Source organism: Vibrio ponticus (assembly GCF_009938225.1).
Taxonomy (GTDB): domain Bacteria; phylum Pseudomonadota; class Gammaproteobacteria; order Enterobacterales; family Vibrionaceae; genus Vibrio; species Vibrio ponticus.
The window spans coordinates 2094902-2110040 of record NZ_AP019657.1; the positions used below are offsets into that span (position 1 = coordinate 2094902).

General features: G+C 44.5%; 18 protein-coding genes. 10 read left to right on the top strand and 8 right to left on the bottom strand.

Annotated elements, in window-relative coordinates:
- Positions 1–62 precede the first annotated feature (62 nt).
- The 4 genes from GZN30_RS09255 to GZN30_RS09270 all read left to right on the top strand — a co-directional run bounded on the left by GZN30_RS09255 (position 63) and on the right by GZN30_RS09270 (position 2568).
- Entirely contained in the window at positions 63–929 is an 867-nt protein-coding gene (locus tag GZN30_RS09255) for a winged helix-turn-helix domain-containing protein (protein WP_075651574.1), read from the top strand.
- Between the two features lie 8 nt (positions 930–937).
- Entirely contained in the window at positions 938–1453 is a 516-nt protein-coding gene (locus GZN30_RS09260; protein ID WP_075651576.1) for a regulatory protein ToxS, read from the top strand.
- A 61-nt stretch (positions 1454–1514) separates the two neighbouring features.
- The gene (locus GZN30_RS09265; protein ID WP_075651578.1) at positions 1515–2270 is read left to right on the top strand and encodes a sulfite exporter TauE/SafE family protein; all 756 of its coding nucleotides are present in this window, start codon (positions 1515–1517) and stop codon (positions 2268–2270) included.
- Between the two features lie 19 nt (positions 2271–2289).
- Entirely contained in the window at positions 2290–2568 is a 279-nt protein-coding gene (locus GZN30_RS09270; protein WP_075651580.1) for a SelT/SelW/SelH family protein, read from the top strand.
- Positions 2569–2639: 71 nt separating this feature from the next.
- Here the strand turns inward: GZN30_RS09270 and yfcE are convergent, their stop codons facing one another.
- The 5 genes from yfcE to GZN30_RS09295 are packed head-to-tail and all read right to left on the bottom strand — an operon-like array spanning position 2640 to position 5472.
- Positions 2640–3188 carry a phosphodiesterase gene (yfcE, locus tag GZN30_RS09275; RefSeq protein ID WP_075651582.1) on the bottom strand — a complete coding sequence of 183 codons (549 nt, stop codon included), beginning with the start codon at positions 3186–3188 and terminating at the stop codon, positions 2640–2642.
- A gap of 47 nt (positions 3189–3235) precedes the next feature.
- Positions 3236–3643, bottom strand: coding sequence for a CBS domain-containing protein (locus GZN30_RS09280; protein WP_075651584.1), 408 nt, complete (start codon positions 3641–3643; stop codon positions 3236–3238).
- The gene (locus tag GZN30_RS09285) at positions 3640–3990 is read right to left on the bottom strand and encodes a P-II family nitrogen regulator (RefSeq protein ID WP_075651586.1); all 351 of its coding nucleotides are present in this window, start codon (positions 3988–3990) and stop codon (positions 3640–3642) included. The genes GZN30_RS09280 and GZN30_RS09285 overlap by 4 nt, the downstream gene beginning before the upstream one ends.
- Positions 3980–4771, bottom strand: a complete 792-nt coding sequence (locus GZN30_RS09290) for a DUF1538 domain-containing protein (protein ID WP_075651588.1) — start codon at positions 4769–4771, stop codon at positions 3980–3982. Before GZN30_RS09290 ends, GZN30_RS09285 begins: the two co-directional genes overlap by 11 nt.
- Complete coding sequence (locus GZN30_RS09295; protein WP_075651598.1) at positions 4768–5472, bottom strand: DUF1538 domain-containing protein; 705 nt, start codon at positions 5470–5472, stop codon at positions 4768–4770. The genes GZN30_RS09290 and GZN30_RS09295 overlap by 4 nt, the downstream gene beginning before the upstream one ends.
- Positions 5473–5803: 331 nt before the next feature.
- On the opposite strand from GZN30_RS09295, the gene GZN30_RS09300 reads away from it, so the two are divergent.
- From GZN30_RS09300 to GZN30_RS09325, 6 genes are all read left to right on the top strand, one after another.
- Entirely contained in the window at positions 5804–6718 is a 915-nt protein-coding gene (locus tag GZN30_RS09300) for a TIGR01777 family oxidoreductase (RefSeq protein ID WP_075651590.1), read from the top strand.
- Between the two features lie 49 nt (positions 6719–6767).
- On the top strand, positions 6768–7595 hold the full coding sequence (locus GZN30_RS09305; protein ID WP_075651592.1) for an SDR family oxidoreductase: 828 nt from the start codon (positions 6768–6770) through the stop codon (positions 7593–7595).
- 286 nt (positions 7596–7881) lie between these two features.
- On the top strand, positions 7882–8736 hold the full coding sequence (locus GZN30_RS09310) for a co-chaperone YbbN (RefSeq protein WP_075651594.1): 855 nt from the start codon (positions 7882–7884) through the stop codon (positions 8734–8736).
- Between the two features lie 152 nt (positions 8737–8888).
- Entirely contained in the window at positions 8889–9803 is a 915-nt protein-coding gene (locus GZN30_RS09315; RefSeq protein ID WP_075651600.1) for an SPFH domain-containing protein, read from the top strand.
- Between the two features lie 8 nt (positions 9804–9811).
- The gene (locus GZN30_RS09320) at positions 9812–10264 is read left to right on the top strand and encodes an NfeD family protein (protein WP_075651596.1); all 453 of its coding nucleotides are present in this window, start codon (positions 9812–9814) and stop codon (positions 10262–10264) included.
- Between the two features lie 232 nt (positions 10265–10496).
- Positions 10497–10685 carry a hypothetical protein gene (locus GZN30_RS09325; protein WP_075651139.1) on the top strand — a complete coding sequence of 63 codons (189 nt, stop codon included), beginning with the start codon at positions 10497–10499 and terminating at the stop codon, positions 10683–10685.
- 50 nt (positions 10686–10735) lie between these two features.
- On the opposite strand, the gene GZN30_RS09330 is transcribed toward GZN30_RS09325, so the two are convergent.
- From GZN30_RS09330 to ligA, 3 genes are all read right to left on the bottom strand, one after another.
- On the bottom strand, positions 10736–11368 hold the full coding sequence (locus GZN30_RS09330; RefSeq protein WP_075651137.1) for a YccT family protein: 633 nt from the start codon (positions 11366–11368) through the stop codon (positions 10736–10738).
- A 72-nt stretch (positions 11369–11440) separates the two neighbouring features.
- The gene (locus GZN30_RS09335) at positions 11441–12541 is read right to left on the bottom strand and encodes a porin (protein ID WP_075651135.1); all 1101 of its coding nucleotides are present in this window, start codon (positions 12539–12541) and stop codon (positions 11441–11443) included.
- Positions 12542–13097: 556 nt separating this feature from the next.
- Entirely contained in the window at positions 13098–15107 is a 2010-nt protein-coding gene (gene ligA / locus GZN30_RS09340) for an NAD-dependent DNA ligase LigA (RefSeq protein WP_075651133.1), read from the bottom strand.
- Positions 15108–15139: the final 32 nt, after the last annotated feature.

The window sequence follows — 15139 nt, forward strand, 5'->3', positions numbered from 1 at the left end:
TAAATCGACCGAAATCATCGCAGCAGCGATGCCTGTGACCTATTTAACCTAAGGCCAATTGCATGAGTAACATAGGTACCAAGTTTAACCTTGCTAATAAATTTACATTTGATCCGAACACCAACTCTCTGGTTGATATTCTGAATAACAATGAAGTTATTCGCCTAGGGAGCAATGAGAGTCGAATTCTTCTTTTCCTATCTGAAAAACCAAATCAGGTAGTCAGCCGCCACGAACTGTATGATTTTGTGTGGCGCGAACAAGGGTTTGAGGTTGATGATTCAAGCTTAACTCAAGCTATTTCTACCTTAAGAAAGCTCCTCAACGACTCAACTAAGTCGCCTGAATTTGTCAAAACAGTTCCTAAACGTGGCTATCAATTGATCTGTAATGTGGAACGTTCTGCACCACTGAGTAACGGTGACAACTTAGTTTCTTTTAGCTCTTCTGAGATGGTAGAAGAAACCGCTCAAGAGCCTGAAATCGATTTATCGCCTGAAATTGAACGCGAAATTGAAGTTGCGACTACTACGAGCGCATCAGAACCGAGAGTCGAAGAACCAAAAACATCTCTTAATTGGCTGTCTAAACTCGCACTTGTCCTTGCTTTGCTATTGCCGTTACTCGCGCTATCAATCAATAAACCGACCTCTTCTGAGTTTCGTCAATTGGCGACGTTCTCAAATGTGGTGGTAAAAACACCTGCAAACCATCCTGATCTTAGCCATTGGTTGCCAGCAATAGAGCAATGTGTGATTCGTTATAAGAACAATCACTCCGGCGAAACTGCTCCTGTTGAAGTCATTGCGACTGGTGGGCAAAACAACAAGTTGGTACTCAACTATATCCACCAGCTGAAACATTCTGGTGAAAATATTACTGTGCGTATTTTTTCTGACCAAAACAACATCGAACACATTTGCCAATAGGAGGGGTTATGAACCAAACAAAAGCATTACTACTATTGGCTATTTCTGCTGTGTTTAGTGGCTGGCTATATTGGGGCAGTGATATACAACTTGAGAAAGCCATCACGGCCAAAGAGTGGCAATCTAAAATGGTCAGTGTCATCACAGACGGAATGCGCGAAGCGTCAGTGGGACCATTGAGCAAAGTTGATGTGGTTTCGAACGTCAAGTACTTACCAAATGGTACCTACATTCGTGTTGCCACAGTGCGTCTTTTTGCCAACAGTGATCAAAGCGATAGCGTGATCAATATTTCGGAAACTGGGCACTGGGAAATCAGTGACAACTATTTGTTGATCTCTCCCATCGAGTTCAAAGATGTCTCTTCACCAAACAGCAAAGACTTTTCTGATCAGCAACTGCAGTTGATTAAGCAACTGTTTAAGATGGATGCTCAGCAAAGCCGTCGCATTGATATCGTCAATGAAAATACTCTACTACTGACTAGCTTAAGCCACGGTTCTACGGTACTTTTCTCTAACTAGTTGATCTCAATTTGATAATGGGGAGCAAGATGCTCCCCTTTTTTATGGATGTTGTTTAACCATGGACTGGATAAACTCTTTCGGCCTATTTATCGGCTCACTTTTCGCTAATACCTTAGCCTCTTTATCAGGCGGGGGCGCAGGCTTGTTGCAATTCCCGCTATTGCTATTTTTTGGTCTGCCGTTTTCTATCGCCCTTGCCACGCACAAAGTCGCGAGTGTCGCTCTTGGTTTAGGCGCCGCCGCAACGCACATCAAACAAAAGAGTTTTACCCGACAAGAAGCTTGCTACATTACCCTTGTCGGCTGCATTGGCGTTGTCGTCGGTGCCAATCTCATTCTTTATGTCCCTGATGTGATAGCGGAACGATTACTCGGTGCGATGATCTTAGCGCTTGGTATCTATTCCCATTTCAAAAAGCAGCTGGGGCAACAAGCCACGCCAATTAACCGTCACTTATCTGGCTATATACTCGGTGGCATTGGACTGATATTTATTGGCATTATTAATGGTTCACTCACGGCAGGCTCAGGGCTATTGGTGACACTCTTTCTAGTCAGGTGGTTTGGCTATAGCTATAAACAAGCCGTCGCACTCACCATGATATGTGTAGGGCTCTTTTGGAATGGCATTGGCGGAATTGCCGTCGTCCAAGCCGGCGCTTCGATTTATTGGCCTTGGCTACCTATTCTACTTGCGGGTTCTTTCTTGGGTGGCGCGGCAGGCGCCTATCTATCGACCCGATTTAGCAACAAAATCATCAAACAATGCTTTGAAGTTCTGACCTTATTGGTTGGGCTTAAACTACTTATTTAAAGATAGGGATGAGAATACAATGGAAAAAGCAATTATCGACATCTATTACTGTCGTCAATGCAATTGGATGTTGCGCTCGACGTGGCTTTCACAAGAGCTATTACACACCTTTAGTGAAGAGATAGAAACGGTATCCCTGCACCCTGATACTGGTGGGCGGTTTGAAATTCACTGCAATGGTCACTTAATTTGGGAGCGCAAACGCGATGGCGGCTTTCCTGAAGCTAAGGTTTTAAAACAACGTGTTCGCGACATTATCGACCCAGAACGCGACTTAGGTCATTCTGATAAGCGATAAAAAAGGCACCAGTGGTGCCTTTCTCGATGTGCTTTTACCGAACTATGTTTATCGAACTAAGATGCGTTAAATTAGCAGATCGCTTTTTCGAGCAAGGTATCACCACCAAAGCTCATCACTTTAATCATGTTATCGGCATACAAACCGTAACTTGCTTCAAAACCATTACGTGGGAAAGTAATCGAGCCCGGATTGAAAATGAATTGTGCGCCATTTTTTTCTGCTAGTGGGATGTGCGTGTGTCCGTGCACAATCACATCACCTTCTCTTAACGCTGGACGTTTTTCACTGTTGTACAGATGACCATGAGTCAAAAACAGTCTTTGCCCTGTAGGCAGCAATACCCAGGCGTAATCACTCATCATAGGAAACGCCAGTAGCATTTGGTCTACTTCACTGTCACAGTTACCACGCACCGCAATAATTCGCTCTGCGTATTGATTCAACAATTCAGCCACTGCGGGTGGATTGTAGCCTTCCGGCACAGGGTTGCGTGGGCCATGGTTGAGTACATCACCAAGCAGCACAAGAGTTTCGACACCAGAGCGTTCAAACTCTTCGATAACACGCTCAGTTGCAGGTAAGCTACCATGCAAATCCGAAGCAAAAAATAGTTTCACAATAGATTCTCCTCAACTTCATTGAGGTCATTTTACTCAATTGGTTACTAGACGTCATCCCGTGCCATACCGTTGATCACGATATTGTTGTAACTAACCATACCGATCACCACACCATTTTCGATCACCGGCGCTCGACTGATACCAAAGCGTTCAAATAATCGCGCACAATATTTCACGTTCATATTAGGATCAACGCACAAAGCAGGCTTAGTCATGATTTCATACACATTGGTGCGCTCTGGCGAACGATTCTTAGCTAAGACTTTTTTGGCGATGTCATTCATCAATACAATGCCATACTCATCATCGTGATTGCGCTTATTAATCACTAAAGCTTTGACTTGGTGTTCTCGCGCAATGCGTATCCCTTCTTGCACTGTGCTTAAACCATCAATCATGACATAGGTTGCCGCCATAACATCCCTTACTCGGACTATTGATTGTGTATTCATAATTCATCCCCAACCACTTTCGTCAGTTTTTCCACTTGGTGAGCGACCCCCACCGCATCCTCGATATCGATTTGAATTGCGATCCCTTGCCCTGACTCTTGATCAAACTCGCCAACTTCACTGATCGTCTCCAATATCTGCCGCGCAAGGTGCTCTTCCACCACAAACAGCAAGACATCTTTCTGTACTTCTAACGTTAAGCCAAAAAAGGTACGTTTCTGATTGAGCCCCTCGCCTCTGGCATTATTAATCACCGTGGCACCGGTCGCACCGGCGCTACGGGCGGCATCCAGCACTTGTTCGGTTTTACTATCTTCGACAAAGGCTAACAGCAACTTAAAGCGCATTTTCTTTATCCTCTTTTTGCGGTCGTTGATTCAACCATTGAGTAATTTGTGCGTATCCCATCACTGAGATCATCGGAAATAAACTGGCAAAGGCGATCAACCCAAAACCGTCTATCATTGGGTTTCTACCCGGAACGGTCGACGCTAACCCTAAACCAAGTGCCGCCACTAAAGGAACCGTCACGGTTGATGTGGTCACGCCTCCAGAATCATAGGCCAGTGGCACAATCATTTTGGGCGCGAAAAAGGTTTGGATGACGACAACAATGTAGCCAACGATAATGTAGTAATGGATGGGATCGCCTACCACGATACGATAGCTCCCCAAAGAGATACCAAAAGCGACGCCTAGCGCGACCGCGATACGCAGACCATTAACCCGAATGCTACCACCCGAGACTTGATTGGCTTTGATTGCCACCGCAATCAGAGAAGGCTCAGCGACGGTGGTGCTAAAGCCGATACAAAAAGCAAACAGATAGACCCAGTAATAATCCGCCCAAGTTAATCGAGACTCAGCGCTCAACCTTACCTGCTCAATAAATTGCGGTGCGGTAAGTTGCTGCGCCATAGTTTCCCCAAGTGGAAACAGCGCCATTTCCAACCCTAGCAAAAAAAGCGACAACCCAAGCACCACATAGAAAAAGCCCAGTATCACTTTAGAAAGATTAGCGACCGGTCGCCTAAGCACCGCAAACTGAAAACCGAAGATGATGGTCGCTATTGGGATCACATCACCGATGGTATCAATGAAAGTGTCAAAAAATTGCGTCACTATCATGCGATCACCATGCCGTAAACCATAACAAACATCATCGGCAATAAAGAGGCAAAGGCGATTAAACCAAAGCCATCAATCATTGGGTTACGCCCTTTGATCGACGAAGCCAAGCCGACACCTAAAGCCGTCACTAATGGCACAGTGATGGTCGACGTGGTCACGCCGCCAGAATCATAGGCAACGCCAATAATGCTCTCTGGTGCAAAACCGGTCAGCACCACAACCCCTAAGTACCCACCGATAATCATGTACTGAATCGGCCAACCTTTGAGTATGCGAATAACCCCTAGCACAATCGCAAAACCCACTGACAAGGCTACAGTAAAACGCAAGCCATCGGCATACGCTTCACGGCTCTGCTCATCACGCTTTATCATCCCCCCTTCAGCGGCAACGTCAGCCGCCTCCGCGGCCACTGCGGTCAATGCTGGCTCTGCGACAGTGGTACCAAAGCCCAAGCAGAACGAAAATAACAGTAACCAAAAGACACTTCCCTTCTGAGCGAAAGCTTGAGCCATCGTCTCACCAATGGGAAAGAGCCCCATCTCCAAACCAAAAATAAAGAAGGTTAAACCGGTCACAACAAAGAGCAGCCCTAAGGCTATCGAGGTCAGATTCGGCAGTGGCTCTTGCAGCACCACCAATTGAAAAAACGCAATCACGAGCACAATCGGCATTAAATCGCGTAGACTGCCTAACATTGCTCGTAATAATGCGGTAAATGCTTGTTGCACTGTTCACCTCCCTTCCATGAGTGGTTTCCAAGCCAAAACAGCCCATCCCCACAGTTCAGACACGCTCTACTGCTAGGTTAAAGCTATCTTGCCAAAGCATCGCTTGCTAATATGTGACACTAATTGCATCCCAATCGATAAATGTTACAAAATGTAATTTCTGTGAAGACACACTGCTAACAATCACTTTGAGTTGGTTTCACCTTATATCGCATTGGCATTCTTTCAGCATTTAACGGACTATCTGATCCGAATGAGCGTGTAATCGCTATAATTGTGGTTATACAAGGAGAGTAGTATGAAGATTCTGTTAACTGGTGGCACTGGCTTTATTGGTCGAGAACTGGTCAAACATTTAACCACTCATGACGTGGTGGTATTAACACGCTCACCAGAGGCAGCACAGCTTGCACTGAGTCATGCTGATTTAGGCAACATCACCTATATCGCAACATTAAGCGACTTCCACGACTTGAATGACTATGATGCGGTTATCAATCTTGCAGGTGAACCCATCGCAGATAAACGCTGGAGCGCGGAGCAAAAGCAGCAAATCTGTGACAGTCGCTGGAAGCTGACCGAGCAGTTAGTTGAGCTCATTCACGCTAGCACCACACCACCGAGTGTATTTATTAGTGGTTCGGCGGTGGGCTACTATGGCGACCAACAAGCGCACCCCTTTGATGAAAGCTTGCATGTTCATGCCGATAATTTCCCCCATCATGTTTGCGCTAAATGGGAAGAGATAGCAAACCGAGCACGCTCTGAACAAACCCGCGTCTGTCTTTTACGTACTGGCGTTGTCTTGGGCTGCGATGGCGGCGCGCTGGCGAAGATGTTACTTCCCTACAAGATGGGGGTTGGCGGACCAATCGGCTGTGGTAGCCAATATATGCCCTGGATACACAAACTCGATATGGTTCGTGCCATCGTTTACTTACTGGAAACTGAACACGCTCATGGTGAGTTCAACTTATGTGCCCCTCATCCCGTCATGAATAAGCAATTTAGTCGCACCTTAGCCCGCACGTTAAAACGCCCCCACTTCCTTTTCACGCCCAAATGGACGATGAAAATACTCATGGGAGAAAGTTCAGTATTACTCTTCGATAGTATCCGCGCGAAGCCCAAAAAACTGACAGAATTAGGCTTTCGTTTCAGCTACTCACGACTCGAACCGGCATTAAAAAATCTCTTACAACATCATGAATAATCCTTTACTCTGAGTCGCGTCATTTCAGAGAATTAAAGAGAAGGATTTCATGACCAAAGCCATTCTTATTACCGGATGTTCAACCGGCATTGGCTACGTGACTGCCCATGCATTACATCAGCGTGGCTATCAAGTGATTGCCTCTTGTCGCAAAGCTGAAGATGTTGAGCGTTTGCAAAACGAAGGGCTGACTTGCATCCAATTAGATTTAAACTCAGCTAGCAGTATTTCCAAAGCAGTACAACAAACCTTAACACTGACTGATGGCAAGCTTTATGCGCTGTTTAATAACGGCGCTTATGGGCAACCTGGTGCGTTGGAAGACCTTCCCGTAGCTGGATTGCGGGCACAATTTGAAACTAACTTCTTCGGTTGGCATCAATTGGTGTGTGAAGTTCTACCAGTTATGCGCGCACAAGGTGAAGGGCGGATTGTGCAAAATAGTTCGGTACTCGGCTTTGCTGCAATGAAATACCGCGGCGCTTATAACGCGTCCAAATTTGCCATTGAAGGTTGGAGCGATACACTGCGTTTAGAACTCGCTGACACCAATATCAAAATATCTCTGATTGAACCAGGACCAATCGAAACGCAATTTCGTGCCAATGCTCTGCAAGCATTTAATCAATGGATCAATATCGAATCGAGTGCCCATAAAGCCCAATATCAGCAGCAAATTGCGCGCTTAGCTAAAGAGTCTTCCAACAACGCATTTGTATTGCCTGCAGAAGCGTGCATCAAACCTGTCATCCATGCGCTCGAAGCCGAAAAACCCAAACTTCGCTACCGCATTACGCAACCGACCAAAGTGTTTGCGATATTGAAGAGGCTGCTACCCGGACGTTGGCTTGATAAAATTTTAGCAAAAGCTGCATAGCGTCATATAAACGTCATAAATCATCAGCATAATGACAGGGTGAAATAGCATTACACAAAATTTATAAGCGTCACATTCGGTGCCCGTACATGTCATTAAATCAATTAAATTGGCTATGTGTGAGTGTTGCGCTAACGCTGTTTATCTTTTTTTAAACACCTTCGCTTGCACTTTTGCCATTGAAAACACCACGTTATTGCGTGGTGTTTTTGTTTGTAAGCTTGATTTATTCTCGTGTCGACCATACTTAATCAATAGATAAAGACATTGGCCAAGGATATGTCGCATGCAATCACCTTTTATCACCGAATTAAACCAACAGAACTTTATGCAAGTTCTGGAAAGCTCACAGCAAACACCATTGTTGATCCACTTCTGGGCGCCTGTTAGTCAAGAAAGCAGTGAGATCATCCCGCAACTTCAACAACTCGCTCAAAACTACAATGGCGCGATGACGTTAGCATTGCTTAACTGTGAGCAAGAACAATCCATCGCGGCACAATTTGGCGTGCAAGCGCTGCCAACCATCGCTTTATTTATCAATGGGCAGCCTGTTGATGGTCTTGGTGGTCCTCAACCAATCCAAGCGGTTGAAGCAATGCTAGCTAAGCATTTGCCAAGCCAAGAAGAGCTGAGTTTAACCAAAGCGTTAGAATTAGTATCAGCAGGTCAACATTCCCAAGCCATGCCGCTATTACTCGCTCTATCTGAAGATCTAAGCCGTCGTGGTGATGTTAAGCTAGCTCTTGCCGATTGCTACCTAGCCGCGCAGAACTTTGAACAAGCAGAAGTGCTGCTGCAGAGCATTCCTCTGGAGTATCAAGATAATTACTACAAAGGCTTAATTGCTAAATTAGAAATTCACCACCAAGCGGCAAACAGCCCTGAAATTCAGTCGCTTGAACAGCAACTAACACAACAGCCAGATAACGCGAAATTGGCACAAGAACTCGCACTTAACTACCACCAAGTTAATCGTGACGAAGAAGCTTTAGACTTGATTTGGCAATTTATCTCCCGCGACCTTAATTGTCTGGATGGCGAGATGAAAAAGTCCTTTATGGATATCCTAAGCGCACTTGGTCAAGGCAATCCTGTCGCAGCGAAATATCGTCGCCAGCTATACTCTATCCTCTACTAATCTGGCTATATCGAATCGAAAGGTCGGAATAACCGACCTTTCTTCGTTCCATTTAGTGGAACATATCTCACTCCTGCATTTGAGCTTGCACAAACTTTAGGCAACAATGAAATCAACTGAATAAGGAGATTTTTATGCCTATCGATACTGCATTGCCGCTCGACTCCCTGATCACCACGGCGATCTTTGTTATTGTCGCTGTCGCGTTTATTTTTGCTGGAGTGAAAACCGTCCCCCAAGGTAACCACTGGACGGTAGAGCGCTTCGGACGTTATACCCACACACTGAAACCCGGTCTGAACTTTATCATCCCTTTTGTGGATAAAATTGGTCATAAGATCAATATGATGGAGCGCGTGCTTGATATCCCTGCTCAAGAAGTGATTTCACGTGATAACGCTAATGTCACCATTGATGCCGTCTGCTTTGTGCAGGTGATCAATGCAGCTCAAGCAGCCTATGAAGTCAACGACTTGGAACATGCGATTCGTAACCTCACGCTAACCAATATCCGGACAGTTCTTGGCTCAATGGAGCTGGATGAGATGCTCAGTCAACGAGATATGATCAACGTTAAGCTACTGGCAATTGTCGATGAAGCAACCAATCCTTGGGGCGTAAAGGTTACGCGTATTGAAATAAAAGATGTTCAGCCACCATCAGATTTGACCGCCGCAATGAATGCTCAGATGAAAGCGGAACGTAATAAGCGGGCTGAAATTTTAGAGGCAGAAGGTATCCGACAAGCAGAAATTCTTCGAGCGGAAGGTCAAAAACAGTCAGAGATCCTCAAAGCAGAAGGTGAGAAACAAGCCGCTATTTTGCAAGCAGAAGCACGTGAACGTGCCGCAGAAGCGGAAGCTCGCGCAACTGAAATGGTTTCCGATGCAATCGCCAAAGGTGATATGCAAGCTGTAAACTATTTCATTGCTCAAGGCTACACCGAGGCACTGAAAACTATTGGTCAAGCTGAAAATGGTAAGATAATTATGTTGCCGCTAGAAGCCTCTGGGCTGATGGGGTCAGTCGCAGGCATTGCCGAAATGTTCAAACACGATAAAAAATAGAGGATTGAGTGGTAGAATTTCTCAATAGTATTAACCATTGGCATTGGATAGGGCTAGGTCTTGCACTATTAGCCGCCGAACTGCTCGGGGCAGCTGGTTACCTGCTTTGGTTGGGTATCTCAGCGTTACTCGTGGGTGTTATCCTGACTTGGCTGCCAATAAGCTGGCAATTGCAATGGGTCTCGTTTGGCGTATTTTCGCTTACCACCACTTGGTTGTGGTGGCGCAGACAACTAAAAAGCGATCGCCAATCAGATGAGCAGCGCGAGTTAAATCAAAAATCCAAACAATTGATTGGGCAAACGGTTCAGCTTGAATATGACCTTCCGGCAGGCAAATCTCGCATCAAAATCGCGGATACCACTTGGTCTGCATTTTCAGACTATCCTCTACCAGCTGGCACCTTAGTTGAGGTCACGGCTATCAAGGGAATAGTATTATTTATTGAAGAAAAAAAGTAGCCGATTTATAACGAAAAAAGGTCTAAAAACTGATGTTTTTAGACCTTTTTTTTGTCTCTCGTTCACTACCCAACACAAAAGCTAATTTTTCATCTAAAAATTAATCTAAAAACATAAATTTAGCTTATTTGTTACATGAAAATATCATTTTTTTTTGATCTTTATCGATCTTGTTTCATACTAAAACTATCTCAGATATTTGAGATGAATCACAAATTACGGGGATATCATTATGAAAAAGATTATTGCTTTAATGTGTACTGCGCTATTTTCTTTTGCCGCTCACGCTGACTATAACTCTGCAGGTAACTCTTCTGCTATGGGTCCACGAGTGACTTGTGAGCTACCTAATGGCAACGTTGAATACATTCCTAGTGAAATCTGTAAAGCTCACGAAGGTAAAATCCTTTATTGGAACTAACTTCGATCCGAAGAAGCCAGTTAATCAAAACTGGCTTCAGTTTTATTCAGTTATTGATCGATAGCCCACTTGATAAAATCTGTTCTCTTAGCTTCATCTAGGCGTAAGAAATCCGCTTTGAGCATAATCATTGCTTGTTCTGGCGATAGAGATTCTTTACTGACTTTTTGCACAGATGTCGCTTTGGCTTTCTCAGCTTGGTCATAAATAAAAGTAGACGCTGGAGCTTCGCGCTTATTGTAAGTAAATAACTCAGACTCGTAATCACGAATAAAGCCAAGAGCACCGCCTAACAGTAAATCGCTTTTAACTTCATATGGTTTACCATTCTCCGTCACCAAAAATGATGGATTTTTATTGAATTCGTCCCCATCAATACCTGTTCTAATTTGTTTACCAGCTGATATATCCAACGTAGTATCGTGTGCATCAAATAACAATACCATTGCTTGAGACTTGTACTTCACTTTTTGCGCATCTCGACGAATTAGAGTGCCGACCCGCACGAGTAACTGATTGCGTCCGTTTTCTAATGTAATGGTATCTTCATGACCAAATCCGCTACTAATATCATCGACCCCATTGATTGCTAAAATCTCCACTTCAGGTGCAAAATTGACTGTCACCTCAGCAAAAGTAGGGTAGCTCAATAGAGCTAGAGAAAGAGCTATTATTTTTTTCATATTTTATACCTGTCTCATCGAAGAAAAAGGGTGGCTTAACGCCACCCTGAATTTTTTATCTAATTCTATAAATTAGAAGTAGTATTCTACACCGATACCAAAGTTAGTGCGGTCAGCGGCTTTATCGCCTTTATCTTCGTAAGTATCACGCCCCATATCGTATGAACGGATATCAGCATAGATAACCGCTGATGGATCGAGTTTGTAAAGAACGCGAGCTGTTACCGCAGTGTCACCAGTGTCGTCATCATTAACTGCACCACCAGTTGTTTTTAGGTCATTAGTCATTGCATAACCTAGTTTGTATTGCCACTCAGCTGTATCGTATTGCGCTGTTACAGAGTAAGCACGTTGTTCCTGCTTAGAAACATCAGCTAAAGCAAGCTCACGTTTGCCTGAGTACTTGCTCTGCATTTCTTTAACTGCTGCAGTAATGTGGAAACCATTACCAAAGTTATACTCAGCACCTAGAATGTAGAATGAACGCTCACCAATTTCAGCTTTTGCTAGAGAGTTTTTATCTGCAGCATCTTTCTTATCTACAGCTGCTTCACCTTCATCTTGATAACCAGCGTGTAGTGTTAAACCACCAGTGGTGTAATGAACCGCAGCAGAGTAGAACATGTTACCTACATCAGCAGTGCCTGCACCTGTTGATAGTGCATAAGTGAAACCATTGTAGTTTTTAGAGTCCCAACGGAAATGATCGCCAGTACGGTCAATGTGCGCGCCACCTGCGATATCAGTGTTCCAATCGAACACGTTACCTAAACCTGGGTTAGTGTATGGCCAGTCAACAATATCGTATGCTGGCGTTGTTAAACGACCGAAGCGGAATTTACCAGCGTCAAACTGCATACCGATAAAGGTGTCACGTGCACCTAATTTACCGTCGCTGCCGTCATCACCAACGTTGCCAGATTCGATCTGCCAAATAATTGCTGGATCAAAGTTTTTGAACTCTTGAGTACCGCGTAGACCAATGCGTGATTCATTTTCAATGTTTAGATCGTTGTCCGAACCTTCAGGTACATCGACACCGTACCATACAGATACTGCGGCTTGACCGTATAGATCTACGTTGTCAGTTAGACTTGCTGCTGTAGCAGAACCTGCCATTGCGATTGATGCTACTGCCGCACCTAGAAGAGTGCGCTTAAACATTTTTTCCATGGAAAAACTCCTAAAAATATAGATATAGCTGTTGTATTACTTTTCCCTTAAGTTGGCCGCCGAAGAGAAAAGTTTTACCTCATAAAATCTCAAAAACTAAAAGTTAGAAATCATCGATTTTAATTTTGCTGCATACACCTCGTGTATCCATGTACTTAAGACTAACTTCGCGGGGTAAAACATCAATCAGAACTTAATTTCTTTATAAAAAAATATGACGTGAAACATACTTTCTAAAAACTAGTGACACAGATCACTTAATATATTTGAACTTATCTAGAAAAAATACAAACCAAAATAAAACAATTACTTATAAGCAATCAACAACAGCAAACTTTGAAGCTCGCCGCATTAAAATTCAACATCATAATCAACAACTCAAAAGTAAGATCACGATCACTCAAAAATAAATCTACATTTCTGTCTAGATTTAGTTAAATATTTTCCCTCATAAAAAAAGCGCCTATTATGAAAATAGGCGCTCGCTTGCTCTCTGTCTGGCTCAATTTTTAGTCATCTATAACCGACGACAATAAGCAGAATAAGACACATTTTTTTACATTAAATCGATCAAGTCTTGTTCAGTTTGAACTTCAATTCCTAACTCTTGAGCTTTAGCTAATTTAGAACCTGCGTTTTCACCGACAAACAAAATATCCGTTTTCTTTGAAACACTTCCGGTCACTTTTGCACCAAGAGCTTCTAAAGCAGCTTTGGCATCAGAACGTGATAGTTGGGATAACGACCCAGTCAACACCACGATTTTACCCGCCAAAGGTTGCGGTACATTTTCGTCTCGCTCCTCAATTGCTGGCCAATGGATACCTTGTTCGATCAACTCTGCAATGACATTTTTGTTTTTGTCTTGCGCGAAAAATGATGTGATATGACTCGCAACTATGCCGCCAATATCAGGTACTTCCACTAATTGTTCATGAGTAGCACTCATCACAACCTCAAGCGACTTAAAGTGCCCCGCTAGATTTGCTGCGGTGGCTTCACCCACTTCACGAATGCCCAATGAATAAAGAAAACGAGGTAACGTAGTCTGCTTTGAGGCTTCTAGGGCATTGACCACATTTTGCGCCGATTTAGGTCCCATACGTTCCAATACCGTGAGTACACCGGCACTTAACTTAAATAGGTCGGCTGGAGTCTCAACCATCTCACGGTCAACAAGTTGCTCAATCACTTTTTCACCTAAGCCGTCGACATCCAGTGCTTTACGCGACACAAAATGCTTAAGTGCTTCTTTACGTTGCGCCTGACACACTAGACCACCAGTACAACGAGCAACTGCCTCGCCTTCCACCCGTTCAACGGCTGAACGGCACACCGGGCACTGCTCTGGAAATACGATCTCTCTCGCTTCAGCTGGGCGTCTATCTAGGACCACTGAGACAATTTGTGGAATTACATCACCTGCGCGGCGGATAATCACACTATCGCCAATCTTCACTTGCAGACGAGCAATTTCATCCGCGTTGTGCAGTGTTGCGTTACTAACCGTTACACCGCCAACAAAAATCGGTTCCAGTTTCGCAACTGGTGTAATCGCGCCAGTACGCCCGACTTGGAACTCAACGTCATTAAGTACAGTTATCTCTTCTTGTGCAGGGAATTTGTACGCAATTGCCCAACGTGGCGCACGAGCAACAAAACCCAAGCGCTCTTGCAAGGCAATATCATCGACCTTGATAACCACACCATCAATTTCGTACGCTAACCCATCACGACGAGCCAAAATGTCTTGGTAGTACGCTTTCACTGCCTCTAGTGAATCAACACGCTTGGTCTCTGGGCACATAGGTAGTCCCCAACCTTTTAGCTGCAAGAATCGTTCGTAGTGGCTGGAAGAAAGCGCGCCTCCTTCAACGACACCAACGCTGTATGCGTAAAAGCTCAAAGGGCGCGTAGCGGTAATACGAGAGTCAAGCTGACGTAAACTGCCTGCCGCGGCGTTACGTGGGTTAACAAAGGTCTTTTCCCCTTTTTTCAGCGCCATCTCGTTGAGCTTGTCAAAGCCAGCTTTCGGCATAAACACTTCACCACGCACCTCAATACGTTGAGGCCAACCTTCACCACGCAATTTAAGTGGAATAGCCGCAATAGTACGTACGTTCTCTGTGATGTTTTCACCTGTTGTACCATCACCACGGGTTGCCGCTTGAACCAGAACGCCATCAACATAAAGCAGACTTACCGCCAAACCGTCTAACTTAGGCTCACAGCAAAATAGGTCGAATTTTGCTGCTGGCAGTCGATCGATCATACGCTTATGAAAACCATTCAGCTCGCTGTCATCAAACGCATTGTCGAGTGAAAGCATCGGAATTTCATGCTTGACGGTAGCAAAACCGTCAAGAGGCTGACCACCAACTCGCTGACTTGGCGAATCTATCGTCACCAACTCTGGATGTTGTTGCTCTAAGTCCAACAGCTCACGCATCAAACGGTCATACTCGGCATCCGGGATCTCCGGGCTGTCTTCCACATAGTAACGTACTGCATGGTAGTGAAGTGTTTCACGTAACTGTTCGAGTTTTTGTTGAATTTCTGTCGACATATTTCACTCAGTTTTCGATAAATTTTGGCTAA